This is a genomic window from Vibrio sp. OPT20 (genome assembly GCF_963889365.1).
GTDB lineage: Bacteria > Pseudomonadota > Gammaproteobacteria > Enterobacterales > Vibrionaceae > Vibrio > Vibrio splendidus.
The window spans coordinates 1,015,443-1,033,611 of the sequence record NZ_CAWPOA010000031.1; the positions used below are offsets into that span (position 1 = coordinate 1,015,443).

An 18,169-nucleotide genomic window follows, 5' to 3' on the forward strand; every position below is an offset into this window, starting at 1 on the left:
TCATCCGTACTGACTTTGAATACAACATGGAAAAAACGCTTAAGCCGCTAGGTGAAGACAACGGTTACCAGCACTTGTGGAACGTGGCTTCAGGTAAAGTGAACGAAGGCGGTTCTCTAGTAAGCTGGCTACATGACAGCAGCTACTACAGCCTAGTAACCAGCGCGAATGCGGGCAGCGAAGTGATTTTTGCTCGCACTGGTGCTAACGATCCAGACTTCAACCTTAAGAGTGAGCCTGCGTTCATCTTACGTCAGTCTGGTCAAAACCACGTGTTTGCTTCTGTACTAGAAACGCATGGTTACTTTAACGAGTCTATCGAAGCCTCTGTAGGCGCTCGTGGTCTAGTTAAATCAGTATCTGTTGTGGGCCATAACAGTGTCGGGACTGTTGTTCGCATTCAGACTACTTCTGGCAACACTTACCACTACGGTATCTCAAACCAAGCTGAAGACACGCAGCAAGCAACTCACACTGTTGAGTTCGTGGGTGAGACATACTCGTGGGAAGGATCATTTGCTCAACTGTAAATGATTAACATACATGCCGTTTAACGATGGCATGTATTGATGTGGTGCTTTGCGGGAACGAAGCATCACATTGAATTCAGTCGTGATTGCAAAATCGTTCGTTGATACCAACAACGACTGAATACATCGGGAATAAGTCAAACCGAGTAACTCACTGCGAGTTGCTCGGTTTTTTTATGCGTGCTGCTTTTATAAGAAGGGGGAAAGAGGATGGGCAACGGAGCTTCCCTTTTCCTTCGAATCTTACAGAGTGGGCTAAAGTATAATTTAGGATTTAAAAATAAAGGGATTCAAGGATGAAGTGGTTATTGGCAATAGTTGCGATGTCTGGTGTCGCATTGGCGGCAGAAAATAAGAATGTTGAGGTGAGCAGTGAGCATTTCGTCCGTTATCAATACCAAGACAAAATCAGCTATGGAAAGCTAGACAATGACGCAGTGTTGCCGGTCAGCGGCGATCTCTTTGGCGAATATTCGGTAGCAAAAAATTCGATCCCGTTAGAGTCGGTTGAGGTGTTACTACCGACAAAACCAGAGAAAGTCTTCGCCGTCGGGATGAACTTCGCTAGCCACTTAGCCTCACCTGCCGATGCACCACCGCCGATGTTTCTTAAACTTCCTTCTTCTTTGATTCTCACGGGCGAAGTGATTCAAGTGCCACCAAAAGCAAGAAATGTTCATTTTGAAGGCGAGCTGGTGGTTGTGATTGGTAGAGAGCTCAGTCAAGCCAGTGAAGAAGAAGCCGAACAGCGATCTTTGGCGTCACGGTGGGCAACGATATTACTGAAAGAAGTTGGCAAGGCGCCGATTTACAATGGCTCCGAGCGAAAGCTTCCGATGGTTTTGGCCCGGTTGGCAACACAATTGTGCGCGGCATTGATTACAACAATGTTGAGTTAACCACTCGTGTTAACGGTAAAGTGGTTCAACAAGAAAATACTTCGTTCATGATCCACAAGCCAAGAAAAGTCGTGAGCTATTTGAGCCACTATTTTACCCTCAAACCGGGCGATCTTATTTTTATGGGAACACCAGGTAGAACCTATGCTCTGTCCGACAAAGATCAAGTGAGTGTCACGATTGAAGGGGTAGGGACTGTGGTCAACGAAGTGCGGTTCTGATGGAATTGAATTAGCGTTGGGACCTACAGAGCTTATGTCTGAATTTGCAGTACGTAGACGACTTGAACCTATTAATTTGAACTAGGTTAACTTGTGTAGTGAATAAACTAACCGTTTTTCGGTTCCATTATTTTAGCCCAATTGAGTGATGTTTTTGGAAGCGAGCAGAAAAAACGAGAATGACGAACCTACATGCTCGGCGAGGGTTTTGTTAGTGGTGTAACACAGTGTTTCTAGCTAAGAGAAATTAGATGCTTTCTAAGTGTTTGATTAATTGCATAAATTAATAGGTACTATCCGCTTTGATTTTACTCAATTGGCTGTAGGTTGAAATACTGTTATAGTGCTCCTTAAATAATACATAAACATAACATATAAATAAGCGAACTTATGGCTAGCACTTTTAATTCAATTTCGGGCTCGAAGCGTAGCCTGCACGTGCAAGTAGCACGCGAAATCGCTCGTGGAATTTTGTCTGGTGATCTGCCGCAAGGTTCTATTATTCCTGGTGAAATGGCGTTGTGTGAACAGTTTGGTATCAGCCGAACGGCACTTCGCGAAGCAGTTAAACTATTGACCTCTAAAGGTCTATTAGAGTCCCGCCCGAAAATCGGTACTCGTGTAGTAGACCGCGCATACTGGAACTTCCTTGATCCACAACTGATTGAATGGATGGACGGTCTAACCGACGTAGACCAATTCTGTTCACAGTTCTTAGGTCTTCGCCGTGCGATTGAACCTGAAGCGTGTGCACTGGCGGCAAAATTTGCGACGGCTGAGCAACGTATCGAGCTTTCAGAGATCTTCCAAAAAATGGTCGAAGTGGATGAAGCAGAAGTGTTTGACCAAGAGCGTTGGACAGACATTGATACTCGTTTCCATAGCTTGATCTTCAACGCGACCGGTAACGACTTCTACTTGCCATTTGGCAACATTCTGACAACCATGTTCATTAACTTCATTGTGCACTCTTCTGAAGAGGGAAGCACATGTATCAATGAACACCGTAGAATCTATGAAGCTATCATGGCGGGTGACAGTGACAAGGCGAGAGTTGTGTCTGCAGCTCACTTGCAAGATGCTAACCACCGTTTGGCTACTGCGTAATAGAAACGATTTAAAGTGCATCTGAGACATCTCACATTGAGATGAACAGCCTCACGTTCAGATAAACGACTTAAAAAGGTATGCCTAGTGCGTGCCTTTTTTATTGTCTGTTTTTACAGAAATTGATTATTTATTCTGTACTAAAAAGCCAGAGACGTAGGTCTCTGGCTGTGGTTTTTAAGGTTTAAGGTTTAAGGTTTAAGGTTTAAGTTTATAGGTCATAAGCTAAATATTCTGCCTTAACCGCTATCCATTGAACAAGCCGTCAACTATGGACATTGTTCTGTTTCCTTTTGTTTCTGCTTCTTCTTCATTTTTAACGTTGAATAAACAGAGAATACAGCCAACAAGATAAACGCGAGTGCAATAGGGCGCTCATAAAGGAAAGACCAACTGCCATCATACATCAGCAGGGACTTCCTCAGATTTGTTTCTGCCATTGGCCCTAAAATGATCGCAAGCAGAATTGGCGAAGACGGAATGTCCAGTTTAGTTAAGATAAAGCCCAATAGACCAAAACCGATCGCAATACCCACATCAAACATCGAGTTGTTAATCGCGTAAGCACCAACGATCGACAAGAAGACAATAATTGGGATCATGATGATCTTGGGTACTTCAATGATACGGCAGAAGAAACGAATACCCAGTAAACCAATCACTAGCATCACAAGGTTAGCAACCAACATCGAGCTGAATACGCCATAAACCACTTCAGGGTTTTGGGCAAACAGCAGAGGCCCCGGTGTTAAACCTTGAACAATGAGTGCGCCTAAAAGAACCGCTGCCACAGCATCCCCCGGAACGCCAAGTGTTAACAATGGAACTAACGAACCACCCGTTACACCGTTGTTTCCAGATTCGGCTGCTGCTAGACCTCGTACTGATCCTTTACCAAACTCTTCGGGATTTTTCGATGAACGTTTTGCTTCGTTGTAACAAACGAATGCCGAAATATCAGCACCAGCACCCGGTACAGAACCGATGGTTGTTCCCATCAAACCACTTTTTATTGCGGTTGGTAGCATTTCTTTAAGGTCGCCTTTGCTCAATAATTTGTGGTCAAACTTCGGCGCGACGACTTTCTTTTCAGAGAACAGTTTCTCTAGTTGGTTTAATGCTTCAGATAGAGCAAACAAACCAATCAAAACAGGGATGACATTGATTCCGCTGTAGAGATCCATGATGTCAAAAGTAAACCTTGGCACACTGCTGATTGGGTCGAGCCCAACGGTAGAAACCAGTAGGCCAATCGTACCCGCAAGTAACCCTTTAAAGATGTTGTTCGAAGAAACACTCGCAATGATAGTTAAACCAAACAGAGCAAGTGCGAAGTACTCTGGTGCATTAAAACGCAACGCAAAGGTCGCTAATTTAGGCGCAATGGCAATAAGGACGATAGTACTGAGTAACCCGCCAATGAATGAAGCAACAGCCGAAATACTTAATGCTCTTGCTGCTTGCCCTCTTACAGCCATGGTGTGGCCGTCGAGTACACTTGCTGCAGACGCTGGTGTCCCCGGTGTTTTAAGTAGTATTGCGGCAATAGAACCACCGTAAATACCACCAATGTATACACCAATTAACATCACGAGGGCTGACGTCGGTTCCATGCCAAAGGTAAACGGAAGGAGAATCGCAACGCCCATCGTCGCTGTTAGACCGGGTAGTGCGCCTAAAATTACACCGCCTAGTACACCAAAAACAAGGACAGGAAGTACTGCAAAACTCACAGCGGTTGCGAGACCATCGATTAGATATTCAAACATTATGACCTCCTATGACCAGGTTGCTTCAGGAAGTGCGATGTAGAACACCTCGCCAAACAAATAGTAAACCGCAAACACAAAGACAACGGCGACAACGTAGTAGATTGGCTTCTTAACTTTGAAGTAAACGAGGTAGAACATAAAGGCAATCAAACTCGCGTAAAGGTAGCCAACCACACTGATGAGTAACGCGTATCCAATAAGAAAGGCCACGCCGAAGATAGACATCTTGCTTATCATCGCTTCTTGTTGTTCTGGAACACCTTTGAGTTTGTGCTGAACGATGAGAACAATACAGATAGCAATTTGAGCAATCACAATCATCATCGGGAAGAATTTTGCATCAACACTTGCATCTTGATACATCGGACGATCAAACTGAGTAATCAACGCGAGTGCTATTGCGCTTAATATGATGATTATGGAAGGGAAAACGACATTCCGATTTAAGTTGGCATTAGACATAGAATTTGCCCCTAAAAAGTAAAGCAAGGGAAAGGTACATACCGATAAAAAAGGCACAACTGATCGTTGTGCCTCTGGATGAATGTTATTGAATTAGTTCAGTAAGCGATTTTGTATCTTCGGAAACGAACGTAGTGAAGGCTTTATCGTCAAGATTGTGGATAGTCATTGCGCCTTTTGCCATGAAAGACTTGAACTCTTCACTTGCCATTGCTTCATCAAATGCCGCACCTAGTTTCTCGATTACTGCATCCGGCGTATCTTTTGGAGCGCCGATACCACGCCATGTTCCTGTTACTACATCAATACCTTGCTCTTTCAAAGTAGGAACATCGGGAATGTACTGAATACGTTCTTCTGACATGACACCTAATGCTTTTAGTTGGCCTGAACGAAGTTGAGCGATAGCTTCACCAGGAGTAACCATAGTCACGTCTGTGTGATGACCTAATACAGCAGGAATTGCTTCAGATGCACCGTTGTAAGGGATAGCGTTGAGTTTAATATCTTGGTCTTTTTCAAGGGACATTAAGTAGAAGTTTGGCGCAGCGGTTGAAGCAAATTTCACGCTACCTGGGTTTTCTTTGGCTTCTTTAATCAGATCATTAATGGTGTTGTATGGGCTATCTGCTGCAACTAATACGACCGCTGGGTCGAGGTTTACTAAGCGAATGAGTCTAAAATCGTCTGCGGTATGGCGCATCAAACCCATTTGAGGAAGCGAAGCGATTTCACGTGTTACTACTGTTAATGTGTAACCATCCGCACGCTGCTGGGCACCAAAGCTCATTCCAACGGCGCCCGCACCACCCGTACGGTTCATGATTGAAATGTTTTGTCCTAGAATGTCTTTCGCACTATTTGCAAGGGTACGGCCAACTGCATCTGTACCGCCGCCCGCGCCAAATGGGACAACTAAGCGAATGTTTTTGCTCGGGTAGTCTGCTGCAATCGACGTTGCAGAAACAAGTATGCCAGCTGCCAGCATGATGGATTTCAATAATTTACTCATAGTAAGTTCCTTCTGTTTCTAATTATTAACGATATGTTTTTGTAGGGTTTTCTGCTTTTTCTGTTTGGTATTCGTGCATTGCTAGCTGTTCAATAGCTACCGCTATCCAGCCACTGATCAGCATGTCATACCATTGTTGTACGCCACTGCAGGCAACAACCACGTTTCCGTAAACAAACGAACCATAAAACAGTAAGTCTTCGTCACGTAATGAAGATGGGTGTTGAGAATGAAGTGTTAGATTGCTTGTCGATTCTCGCCATGCTTGCTGAGCTTTCTTACGAGCAAGGTGATCAAACTTGATAGTCCAGTTATCAGGGGTTCCTAAAGACTCTTCATAAAGAATGGCGTCTTCGAAAGAGGCTTCCCAAGGTTTGAGGTGTGGATTCATAACGACAATATGCAGTTCTTTTCTATTGGTTCTTTCAAACAGTTTGTCGATAGAGGGTTTAACGATATCGATAGCGTCTTGAGTGATATCTTTCATTGAGCGCATGCCACATGTCCTTATGTCTGGTTAGGTATATAGAATATTGTATGACAATAATTCTTCAATTAACGAAAGCTTGGAAGCGCGGAGCGATCACAACCGGAAGTCTTCTAACTAGACTTCGATCTTGTTTTAACCATATTGTTTCGGAAATAGTGTGATTCTGGTCTTTTTTGAGCTGGATATAAATGCACAAAGACCCAGTTTTATTTTGGTTGATTTTTTAGATATGAGTTCACCATCATATTGTCACCGTTCTGTTTATTCATATGGGCGAAAATTTTGGCGTGATAATAGGGCACCCTATAAAACAATGGGATACCTACGAACATGTTAGCGAGCTAATCTGTTTGTTTTCAGGAAGCGTGTTGCACTGTTTTGGTTCAATTATTTTTTCATCTTTCTTTAGCTATTCGAGTTGCTCAATACCCTCTAATCTTTGCACGTTCTCTTTATGACTCCCAGAGACAGCATCTTAAATTTCCTCTCTTAACTCATCAGGAAATGGTTGAAATAGTCATTCGATTGAGGTGATTTCTCATCCATTTATATTTAGATCTAAAGATAAGAGCACTACACAAATTTAAATTGAATTCTAATGATATTACCCGCTCGATTTCGTAAAAAACACTGGTTTATTGTGTGATGAATGATGTGGGTTTGGTTAAGGATTCTCTTTTATTATTTTTGAGATCTTTAAGTTTATATGTGTTTGGTTGTATTTGTTAATAAGTGTGCAAAGTCTCACTTTTGTTTTAAGTTGTTGTTTTTAAGGTGAAATTTATTTTTAGTGTTTGATCTTTTGAGTTTTTACCTAAAACCCTAACAATTTCCTTAATGGATTAGCCATATTCCATCCTATGTCATATATATAATTAACTTAATCAATCAAAATAAGATCACCATCACTTATTTGGATTATTGTACTACAAATAAAGGGTCGAATTTCCTATAGTCCTCGTAACAAATTAAAACGGACAAAGGATACACGATGGAACTCAACACGATTATTGTCGGCATTTATTTCCTATTCTTGATTGCGATAGGTTGGATGTTTAGAACATTTACAAGTACTACTAGTGACTACTTCCGCGGGGGCGGTAACATGTTGTGGTGGATGGTTGGTGCAACCGCCTTTATGACCCAGTTTAGTGCATGGACATTCACCGGTGCAGCAGGTAAAGCGTATAATGATGGTTTCGCTGTAGCGGTCATCTTCGTAGCCAACGCATTTGGTTACTTCATGAACTACGCGTACTTCGCGCCGAAATTCCGTCAACTTCGCGTTGTTACGGTAATCGAAGCGATTCGTATGCGTTTTGGTGCGACCAACGAACAAGTATTCACTTGGTCTTCAATGCCGAACTCAGTGGTATCTGCGGGTGTGTGGTTAAACGCATTGGCAATCATCGCTTCGGGTATCTTCGGTTTCGACATGAACATGACTATCTGGGTGACTGGCCTAGTGGTATTGGCAATGTCGGTAACAGGTGGTTCATGGGCGGTAATCGCATCTGACTTCATGCAGATGGTTATCATCATGGCGGTAACGGTAACTTGTGCGGTTGTAGCGGTTGTTCAAGGTGGCGGTGTTGGTGAGATTGTTAACAACTTCCCAGTACAAGATGGTGGTTCGTTCCTTTGGGGCAACAACATCAACTACCTAAGCATCTTTACGATTTGGGCATTCTTCATCTTCGTTAAGCAGTTCTCAATCACGAACAACATGCTTAACTCATACCGTTACCTAGCAGCAAAAGATTCAAAGAATGCTAAGAAAGCTGCATTGCTTGCTTGTGTGTTGATGTTGTGTGGTGTGTTTATTTGGTTCATGCCTTCTTGGTTCATTGCAGGCCAAGGTGTTGATTTATCAGCGGCTTACCCTAATGCAGGTAAAAAAGCGGGCGACTTTGCTTACCTATACTTCGTACAAGAGTACATGCCAGCAGGTATGGTTGGTCTTCTAGTTGCCGCGATGTTTGCAGCGACAATGTCTTCAATGGACTCAGGTCTAAACCGTAACTCAGGTATTTTTGTTAAGAACTTCTACGAAACAATCGTTCGTAAAGGTCAAGCATCAGAGAAAGAGCTAGTAACCGTATCTAAAATTACTTCAGCGGTATTTGGTTTCGCTATTATCCTAATCGCACAGTTCATCAACTCATTAAAAGGTTTGAGCCTGTTTGATACAATGATGTACGTAGGTGCGTTAATCGGTTTCCCTATGACGATTCCTGCATTCCTTGGTTTCTTCATCAAGAAGACTCCGGACTGGGCTGGTTGGGGTACGCTAGTTGTTGGTGGTATCGTATCTTATGTGGTTGGTTTTGTTATCAACGCGGAGATGGTAGCAGCGGCGTTTGGTCTTGATACTCTAACAGGACGTGAATGGTCTGATGTTAAAGTTGCGATTGGTCTTATTGCTCACATCACGCTAACCGGTGGCTTCTTCGTACTATCTACGATGTTCTACAAGCCTCTATCAAAAGAACGTCAAGCGGATGTTGATAAGTTCTTTGGCAACTTAGATACACCATTAGTAGCAGAATCGGCAGAGCAAAAAGTGTTGGATAACAAACAACGTCAAATGCTTGGTAAGCTTATCGCAGTAGCGGGTGTTGGTATTATGCTGATGGCTCTTCTGACTAACCCAATGTGGGGGCGCCTAGTCTTCATCTTATGTGGTGTGATAGTTGGTGGTGTCGGTATTCTACTTGTGAAAGCGGTCGATGACGGCGGCAAGCAAGCGAAAGCAGTAACCGAAAGCTAATACATAGAAAACGTTTATAGTAGAATGCGACGACTCGAAAGGGCGTCGCATTTTTTTATTCTGCGGAACTGGAAAACCGTCAGGTGAAAGATATCTGACCTAAATCACGAAAACTGTACAAAGTGGTTCAATCGAATCGAAATATATTCAATTGTCCTACAATAAGACGTATATTATTGCTAATTCCTTTCAATCAACTTGAAAAATAAGTGAGTTAGAATGAGCGACCAAAAATCTCTTGATGCAATCAGGAAGATGAAGCTGGAAAACGATACTTCAGCAGGTAATCTTGTAGACCTACTCCCTATCGAAGTTCAAACACGTGACTTCGACCTATCATTCCTAGACACCTTGAGCGAAGCACGTCCGCGTCTTCTCGTTCAAGCTGATCAGCTAGAAGAATTCAAAGCAAAAGTGAAAGCTGATCAAGCTCACTGTATGTTTGATGATTTCTACAACAACTCTACCGTTAAGTTCCTTGAGACTGCTCCTTTCGAAGAGCCTCAAGCGTACCCAGCTGAGACGGTAGGTAAAGCTTCTTTATGGCGTCCTTATTGGCGTCAAATGTACGTTGATTGCCAAATGGCACTGAACGCGACACGTAACCTAGCGATTGCTGGTGTTGTAAAAGAAGACGAAGCGCTCATTGCGAAAGCAAAAGCTTGGACTCTAAAACTGTCTACGTACGATCCAGAAGGCGTGACTTCTCGTGGCTATAACGATGAAGCGGCTTTCCGTGTTATCGCTGCTATGGCTTGGGGTTACGACTGGCTACACGGCTACTTCACAGATGAAGAACGCCAGCAAGTTCAAGATGCTTTGATTGAGCGTCTAGACGAAATCATGCACCACCTGAAAGTGACAGTTGATCTATTGAACAACCCACTAAACAGCCACGGTGTTCGTTCTATCTCTTCTGCTATCATCCCAACGTGTATCGCGCTTTACCACGATCACCCGAAAGCAGGCGAGTACATTGCATACGCGCTAGAATACTACGCAGTACATTACCCACCATGGGGCGGTGTAGACGGCGGTTGGGCTGAAGGTCCTGATTACTGGAACACGCAAACTGCATTCCTAGGCGAAGCATTTGACCTATTGAAAGCATACTGTGGTGTAGACATGTTTAACAAAACATTCTACGAAAACACAGGTGATTTCCCGCTTTACTGCATGCCTGTTCACTCTAAGCGCGCGAGCTTCTGTGACCAGTCTTCAATCGGCGATTTCCCAGGTTTAAAACTGGCTTACAACATCAAGCACTACGCAGGTGTTAACCAGAAGCCTGAGTACGTTTGGTACTACAACCAACTGAAAGGCCGTGATACTGAAGCACACACCAAATTCTACAACTTCGGTTGGTGGGACTTCGGTTATGACGATCTTCGTTTTAACTTCCTTTGGGATGCACCTGAAGAGAAAGCCCCATCGAACGATCCACTGTTGAAAGTATTCCCAATCACGGGTTGGGCTGCATTCCACAACAAGATGACTGAGCGTGATAATCATATTCACATGGTATTCAAATGTTCTCCGTTTGGCTCAATCAGCCACTCTCACGGTGACCAAAACGCATTTACGCTTCACGCATTTGGTGAAACGCTAGCGTCAGTAACAGGTTACTACGGTGGTTTCGGTGTTGATATGCACACGAAATGGCGTCGTCAAACGTTCTCTAAAAACCTGCCACTATTTGGCGGTAAAGGTCAGTACGGCGAGAACAAGAACACAGGCTACGAAAACCACCAAGATCGCTTCTGTATCGAAGCGGGCGGTACTATCTCTGACTTCGACACTGAATCTGATGTGAAGATGGTTGAAGGTGATGCAACGGCATCTTACAAGTACTTTGTTCCTGAAATCGAATCTTACAAGCGTAAAGTCTGGTTCGTTCAAGGTAAAGTCTTCGTAATGCAAGACAAGGCAACGCTTTCTGAAGAGAAAGACATGACTTGGCTAATGCACACAACTTTCGCAAACGAAGTGGCAGACAAGTCTTTCACTATCCGCGGCGAAGTTGCACACCTAGACGTAAACTTCATCAACGAGTCTGCTGATAACATCACTTCAGTTAAGAACGTTGAAGGCTTCGGCGAAGTTGACCCATACGAGTTTAAAGATCTCGAGATCCACCGTCACGTTGAAGTGGAATTCAAGCCATCGAAAGAGCACAACATCCTGACGCTTCTCGTTCCTAATAAAAACGAAGGCGAGCAAGTTGAAGTGTCTCACAAGCTTGAAGGCAACACGCTACTGCTAAATGTTGACGGTGAAACGGTTTCAATCGAACTGTAATCCGCTGAAGTAACAGAAGTTAGATACTAAAAACTCCGAGTGAAAGCTCGGAGTTTTTTTGTTTGTCTAGCCAATTAAGTTGGAGTTGGATAAGTCAGATAAGTGGCAAACCCATCAGGTTGCAAGAACACTTAATTGGCCAGTGATAAATAGCTTCTCGATGCCAAGTCAGTGGCTCAGGGCTAAATCTGGATACTGATACACACAAAGACCGGGCATGTACTTAGCCACTATGCTGAATGAAATGTGCAGGAGTCGTATAAGAGACTCGCATGTATCGCTCCGTTAGAAGAACAGGGCACCAACGCCTGTTTCCTAGAAATTGTTATGACTTACTTTTCCGTGAACAGCCTAATCACTGGCTGAGTAAGGGAGTAGTGAACTATACATAGGTAAAGGCGTAGCTTGTTCTTACTAATCGTATGACATTTAACGTATGTTATTTCATCAATAGACGGTTTTTAAAGTGGCAAATAGTTCCTGCAAGTACAAAGCGTGCCCCATATTTTCTCGTAAAGTGAACCCCCGTCACAACTTGCGTCTAACCATCAAATCAATGCCCTAAAACTATTGCGTAACGAGAAAGACGTCGTTATTATAATGAGCATATAATCATACAATACTATATTTGGAGTTTGAACATGACTAAACCTGTAATCGGTTTCATTGGCCTAGGTCTTATGGGCGGCAACATGGTTGAAAACCTACAAAAGCGCGGCTACCACGTAAACGTAATGGATCTAAGCGCTGAAGCTGTTGCTCGCGTTACAGATCGCGGCAACGCAACTGCATTCACTTCTGCTAAAGAACTAGCTGCTGCAAGTGACATCGTTCAGTTTTGTCTGACAACTTCTGCTGTTGTTGAAAAAATCGTTTACGGCGAAGACGGCGTTCTAGCGGGCATCAAAGAAGGCGCAGTACTAGTAGACTTCGGTACTTCTATCCCTGCTTCTACTAAGAAAATCGGCGCAGCTCTTGCTGAAAAAGGCGCGGGCATGATCGACGCACCTCTAGGTCGTACTCCAGCACACGCTAAAGATGGTCTTCTGAACATCATGGCTGCTGGCGACATGGAAACTTTCAACAAAGTTAAACCTGTTCTTGAAGAGCAAGGCGAAAACGTATTCCACCTAGGCGCTCTAGGTTCTGGTCACGTGACTAAGCTTGTAAACAACTTCATGGGTATGACGACTGTTGCGACTATGTCTCAAGCTTTCGCTGTTGCTCAACGCGCTGGTGTTGATGGCCAACAACTGTTTGACATCATGTCTGCAGGTCCATCTAACTCTCCGTTCATGCAATTCTGTAAGTTCTACGCAGTAGACGGCGAAGAGAAGTTAGGTTTCTCTGTTGCTAACGCAAACAAAGACCTTGGCTACTTCCTTGCTCTTTGTGAAGAGCTAGGTACTGAGTCTCTAATCGCTCAAGGTACTGCAACAAGCCTACAAGCTGCTGTAGATGCTGGCATGGGTAACAACGACGTACCAGTAATCTTCGACTACTTCGCTAAACTAGAGAAGTAATAGACGTACGACCTCGCTAGGGTATTGCTTGTCTTCTAGGCAGCGATACCTGAGCGAGGTTCGTTTTTATCTGCCATATCCAACCTTTGTTCCCTCGTTAAAATCTTCTACTTCTACTTCTACTTCTACTTCAATTTCCTCAACTACACCTAATCAAAACTCTGTTACTGCCTCAATTCCTATTTTTTTCTATATCTATTTCTAACGGTAAATTCAAAACCTTCGAGCACCCACTCGTTCATTTACTTTTCTTCGTAAACTTAAAACCAGCACACTTAACTGATTGTTGGTGATGGCTTAACGCTGCTCGAGTATCGGGTCTGAAAAGAAAGTAAAAAAAAGCCCACACAGCTGGTGACTGTATGGGCATGTTCGGACGAGCCGTCTGGACAAACAAATGAGCAATAGTAAGTGAAAAAACGAATAACGAGATCCCCCGACAGTTTCTACGTTAAACGCGTTCAATGACCTTAAAGCGGTTGCTTCAATTATCACTTTGAATTGAACAAAAGCATCCAGAAAGAACTTAAGTTATGATTCAAATACACCATAACTTAAGGCTTATTGTATTACAAATAAATTTTAAAATTGAATGCCTTTAGTGAATGGTTAGTTGGTAGAAATGTGAGTTAAGACTCATTTTCTCACTCTGCTGGGTGAGGTAAAGAAGAAGAGTTTTCGAAAAGATGTTATCGGAGAAATGATGAGCTAATTATCTAAAAATCGATCTATTTGAGTGTGTTATGCGTCAATATTTAACTTAGAACAAAATCCAAACTCATAAATGATACCTATGTCACAGGGCGGTTTTAGCCAGTTTTAATATATCAAGATCGCTCACAGAATGCTTGGCTAATTAAACATACAATATTAATTAAATTGATGGTTGTGACGATGGATCGGCATGAACAAGTTTCGCTTTCCGTATCTTCGAAAATGTAAAAAATGACCATTTCATTCGGATGAAAATAATAGACATAGGTTGATATGGATGATGAGTTTTATGAATTCAAAATTGTCTCTAGGGTTTAAAGGAAAATTGATTTTAATGGTAGCGATCGTCAGTTCTAGTGCTTTAGCATTTACGAACTGGTTTACGCTTAACTTGGCCACTGAACAGGTAAACCAAACGATTTATAACGAGATTGATCACTCGCTTACGATAGAAATCAATCAAATAGAAAGTACCGTTCAGCGCACCATCGATACCGTTAACTCTGTTGCACAAGAGTTCATGACATCTCCATACCAAGTGCCGAATGAAGCACTCATGCATTATGCTGCAAAGCTCGGTGGCATTGACAAGATTGTAGTGGGTTTTGACGACGGCCGTTCTTATACCTCTCGCCCTTCAGAGTCTTTCCCCAACGGTGTTGGAATAAAAGAAAAGTACAATCCAACCACTCGACCTTGGTATCAACAAGCCAAATTGAAATCAGGCTTATCTTTTAGTGATCTGTTTTTCACTAAGAGTACTCAAGTGCCTATGATTGGTGTGACGTACTCATACCAAGATCGTGTCATCATGGCCGACATACGTTTTGACGATTTGGAAACGCAGCTTGAACAGCTGGACAGCATCTACGAAGCCAAAGGCATTATCATCGACGAGAAGGGGATGGTGGTCGCTTCAACAATCGAAAACGTACTTCCGCAAACCAATATATCTTCTGCAGATACTCAAATGAAACTCAACAGTGCCATTGAACAGCCTGATCAATTCATTGAGGGTGTGATTGATGGTAACCAGAGAATCTTGATGGCCAAGAAAGTGGATATTGGCAGCCAGAAAGAGTGGTTCATGATCTCTAGTATTGACCCTGAACTCGCGCTCAATCAGCTGAATGGCGTGATGTCGAGTGCGCGCATCCTTATCGTCGCTTGTGTACTTGGCTCGGTGATATTGATGATTTTACTTCTGAATCGTTTCTACCGCCCAATCGTGTCACTGCGCAAAATCGTCCACGATCTATCACAAGGTAACGGAGACCTCACTCAAAGGCTTGCTGAGAAGGGGAATGATGACTTAGGGCATATCGCCAAAGACATCAACTTGTTCATTATCGGCTTACAAGAGATGGTTAAGGATGTGAAATACAAGAACTCGGATCTCGATACCAAGGTACTGAGTATTCGCGAAGGTTGTAAAGAAACCAGCGATGTACTGAAAGTTCATACTGATGAAACGGTTCAAGTGGTCTCTGCGATTAACGGCTTGTCTGAAGCATCAAACGAAGTAGAGAAGAGTTCTCAGTCGGCGGCAGAAGCAGCAAGAGAGGCCGCTGTGTTCAGTGATGAGACGAAACAGATTAACACGGTGACGGAAACCTATATCAGTGATCTTGAGAAGCAAGTCTGCACCACTTCTGATGACATTCGCTCAATGGCCAATGAAACGCAGAGCATCCAGTCTATCGTGTCTGTGATTGGCGGAATTGCGGAACAAACTAATTTGCTGGCATTGAATGCGTCAATTGAAGCGGCGAGGGCGGGTGAACATGGTCGAGGTTTCGCGGTGGTTGCTGATGAAGTCCGTGCGCTAGCCAACCGAACGCAAATCAGTACCTCTGAAATTGATGAAGCGTTATCTGGCTTGCAGTCTAAATCAGATGGTTTGGTTAAATCTATTGAGTTGACCAAAAGTAACTGTGAACTGACTCGCGCTCAAGTTGTTCAAGCTGTAAACATGTTGGCGAAGCTAACCGAGCAGATGGAAACAGTAAGTCGTTTTAATAATGACATTTCGGGTTCGTCTGTTGAGCAAAACACCCTTATTCAGAGCATTGCTAAGAACATGCATAAGATTGAAAGCTTTGTTGAGGAGCTTAATAAACTAAGCCAAGATCAGTTAACTGAATCAGCAGAAATCAAAACACTTAACGGTAGCGTTAGTGAATTGATGAGCAGCTTTAAGGTTTAATATTTCCAATATTTATACCTAAAAATCAACATGTTAAGTTTAGTTGTTGATCTGAGAGCCACTCAATAACTGTCGAGTTTAGAGTGGCTTTTCTGCGTTGTTCTTGAGTCTAACTCTACGTAATATCCGTTCATTTCACTTCATTTGCCGCATCTCACATTCTGATAAATAGATAATTGACATAAAATAGTACAAATATACATTGTCACTCTACTCTTATGGATAAGTGAGATAAATGTGAATAAGCCAATCTTTGTCGTCGTACTCGCTTCGTTTACGTATGGCTGCGGTGGAAGCAGTTCCGGTGACTCAAGTGACCCTTCTGATACCAATAACCCAGGAGCATCTTATGGTGTTGTTGCTCCCTATGATATTGCCAAGTATCAAAACATCCTTTCCAGCTCAGATCTTCAGGTGTCTGATCCTAATGGAGAGGAGGGCAATAAAACCTCTGAAGTCAAAGATGGTAACTTCGATGGTTATGTCAGTGATTATTTTTATGCTGACGAAGAGACGGAGAATCTCATCTTCAAAATGGCGAACTACAAGATGCGCTCTGAAGTTCGTGAGGGAGAAAACTTCGATATCAATGAAGCAGGCGTAAGACGCAGTTTGTATGCAGAAATAAGCTTGCCCGATATCGAACATTCGATGGCAAGTTCACCGGCTGATCACGATGAAGTGACCGTGCTACAGATCCACAATAAAGGCACAGATGAGAGTGGTACGGGTTATATCCCTCATCCGCTATTGCGTGTGGTTTGGGAGCAAGAACGAAATGGCCTCACAGGTCACTACTGGGCAGTCATGAAAAATAATGCCATTGATTGTAGCAGCGCTGCTGACTCTTCGGATTGTTATGCAACTTCATATAATCGTTATGATTTAGGAGAGGCGGATCTCGATAGCTTCACTAAGTTTGATCTTTCTGTTTATGAAAACACCCTTTCGATCAAAGTGAACGATGAAGTTAAAGTCGACGAAGACATCACCTACTGGCAGCATCTACTGAGTTATTTTAAAGCGGGTATCTATAATCAATTTGAAAATGGCGAAGCCACGGCTCATTTTCAGGCACTGCGATACACCACCACACAGGTCAACGGCTCAAACGATTGGGATATTAATGATTGGAAGTTGACGATTCCTGCGAGTAAAGACACTTGGTATGGAAGTGGGGGTGACAGTGCGGCTGAACTAGAACCTGAGCGCTGTGAATCGAGTAAAGACCTTCTCGCTAATGATAGCGATGTCTATCATAGCGATATTGACCTTTCTTATTTCAATACCGATGAAGGGAGAGTGCACTTTAGAGCGGATATGGGATATGGCACCTCTACCGAAAATTCTAGCTATATTCGCTCTGAGCTCAGGGAGTTGTATCAAAGCAGTGTTCAACCGGATTGTAGCACCAGCGATGAAGATACTAGTTGGTATTTGGACGACACTAGAACGAACGCTACCAGTCACGAGTTAACCGCAAGCTTACGAATTGAAGATTACCCGAACATCAATAATCAAGATCCCAAAGTGGTAGTTGGGCAAATCCATGGTTGGAAGATCAATCAAGCATTGGTGAAGCTGTTATGGGAAGGCGAGAGTAAGCCAGTAAGAGTGATACTGAACTCTGATTTTGAGCGCAACAACCAAGACTGTAATCACTGTGACCCGTTCAGTGTCGAGTTAGGTACTTATTCGGCAAGTGAAGAGTGGCGATATACGATTCGCGCCAATCAAGACGGTATCTACTTGGCGACTCATGATTTAGATGGAACTAATACGGTTTCTCATTTAATCCCTTGGGGACAAGATTACACAGATAAAGATGGGGACACGGTCTCGTTGACGTCAGATTGGACATCGACAGACATCGCTTTCTATTTCAAAGCGGGCATCTACCCACAATTTAAGCCTGATAGCGACTATGCGGGTGAAGTGTTTGATGTGAGCTTTAGTTCTCTAAGAGCAGAGCATAACTGAGTTCTCTGATGTTTGATTAGCCATGTCGGTAATGAAGAAGACCATATTGATACCTACAATGTGGTCTTTTTTGTTTTTGGACACTTACAGTGATGTGTTTGGAAGGACAAATGTTCTGCTCGAACCCTGAAAATACACACGATTACAGCTCGCTTGTTCTGCCCTTGCTAGCTCATTTCGCATTC

General features: G+C 43.2%; 10 protein-coding genes and 2 pseudogenes. 8 read left to right on the forward strand and 4 right to left on the reverse strand.

All coding sequences use genetic code 11. The annotated features are described in order from the left end of the window. The 3 genes and pseudogenes from AACR09_RS05665 to AACR09_RS05675 all read left to right on the forward strand — a co-directional run. Window positions 1-530: pseudogene (locus AACR09_RS05665) on the forward strand (heparinase II/III domain-containing protein); the annotation flags it as partial. A 323-nt stretch (window positions 531-853) separates the two neighbouring features. Further along, window positions 854-1,650: pseudogene (locus AACR09_RS05670) on the forward strand (fumarylacetoacetate hydrolase family protein). A gap of 390 nt (window positions 1,651-2,040) precedes the next feature. Then, window positions 2,041-2,757 (forward strand): FadR/GntR family transcriptional regulator, encoded by a 717-nt coding sequence (locus tag AACR09_RS05675; protein WP_017091179.1) that lies wholly within the window; start codon window positions 2,041-2,043, stop codon window positions 2,755-2,757. Between the two features lie 269 nt (window positions 2,758-3,026). Here the strand turns inward: AACR09_RS05675 and AACR09_RS05680 are convergent, their stop codons facing one another. The 4 genes from AACR09_RS05680 to AACR09_RS05695 form a co-directional block, all read right to left on the reverse strand. Continuing rightward, complete coding sequence (locus AACR09_RS05680) at window positions 3,027-4,526, reverse strand: tripartite tricarboxylate transporter permease (RefSeq protein ID WP_193836143.1); 1,500 nt, start codon at window positions 4,524-4,526, stop codon at window positions 3,027-3,029. A 9-nt stretch (window positions 4,527-4,535) separates the two neighbouring features. Beyond that, entirely contained in the window at window positions 4,536-4,991 is a 456-nt protein-coding gene (locus tag AACR09_RS05685) for a tripartite tricarboxylate transporter TctB family protein (RefSeq protein WP_029222392.1), read from the reverse strand. An 85-nt stretch (window positions 4,992-5,076) separates the two neighbouring features. After that, a complete protein-coding gene (locus AACR09_RS05690) occupies window positions 5,077-6,003 on the reverse strand; it encodes a tripartite tricarboxylate transporter substrate binding protein (RefSeq protein WP_017080996.1) in 927 nt (308 codons plus the stop codon). A gap of 25 nt (window positions 6,004-6,028) precedes the next feature. Further along, window positions 6,029-6,499 carry a hypothetical protein gene (locus tag AACR09_RS05695; RefSeq protein WP_017080997.1) on the reverse strand — a complete coding sequence of 157 codons (471 nt, stop codon included), beginning with the start codon at window positions 6,497-6,499 and terminating at the stop codon, window positions 6,029-6,031. A gap of 985 nt (window positions 6,500-7,484) precedes the next feature. Between AACR09_RS05695 and AACR09_RS05700 the strand changes: the two genes are divergently transcribed. From AACR09_RS05700 to AACR09_RS05720, 5 genes are all read left to right on the forward strand, one after another. Continuing rightward, window positions 7,485-9,263 carry a sodium:solute symporter family transporter gene (locus tag AACR09_RS05700; RefSeq protein ID WP_004733497.1) on the forward strand — a complete coding sequence of 593 codons (1,779 nt, stop codon included), beginning with the start codon at window positions 7,485-7,487 and terminating at the stop codon, window positions 9,261-9,263. A 219-nt stretch (window positions 9,264-9,482) separates the two neighbouring features. Continuing rightward, window positions 9,483-11,561: a DUF4962 domain-containing protein gene (locus tag AACR09_RS05705; protein WP_017077170.1), complete on the forward strand. Its 2,079-nt coding sequence runs from the start codon at window positions 9,483-9,485 to the stop codon at window positions 11,559-11,561. Between the two features lie 641 nt (window positions 11,562-12,202). Then, the gene (locus tag AACR09_RS05710; RefSeq protein WP_004733521.1) at window positions 12,203-13,084 is read left to right on the forward strand and encodes an NAD(P)-dependent oxidoreductase; all 882 of its coding nucleotides are present in this window, start codon (window positions 12,203-12,205) and stop codon (window positions 13,082-13,084) included. A 1,048-nt stretch (window positions 13,085-14,132) separates the two neighbouring features. Next, window positions 14,133-16,004, forward strand: coding sequence for a methyl-accepting chemotaxis protein (locus AACR09_RS05715; RefSeq protein WP_193836216.1), 1,872 nt, complete (start codon window positions 14,133-14,135; stop codon window positions 16,002-16,004). 237 nt (window positions 16,005-16,241) lie between these two features. Further along, window positions 16,242-17,984: a polysaccharide lyase family 7 protein gene (locus AACR09_RS05720; protein ID WP_193836144.1), complete on the forward strand. Its 1,743-nt coding sequence runs from the start codon at window positions 16,242-16,244 to the stop codon at window positions 17,982-17,984. The last annotated feature ends 185 nt before the right edge of the window (window positions 17,985-18,169 follow it).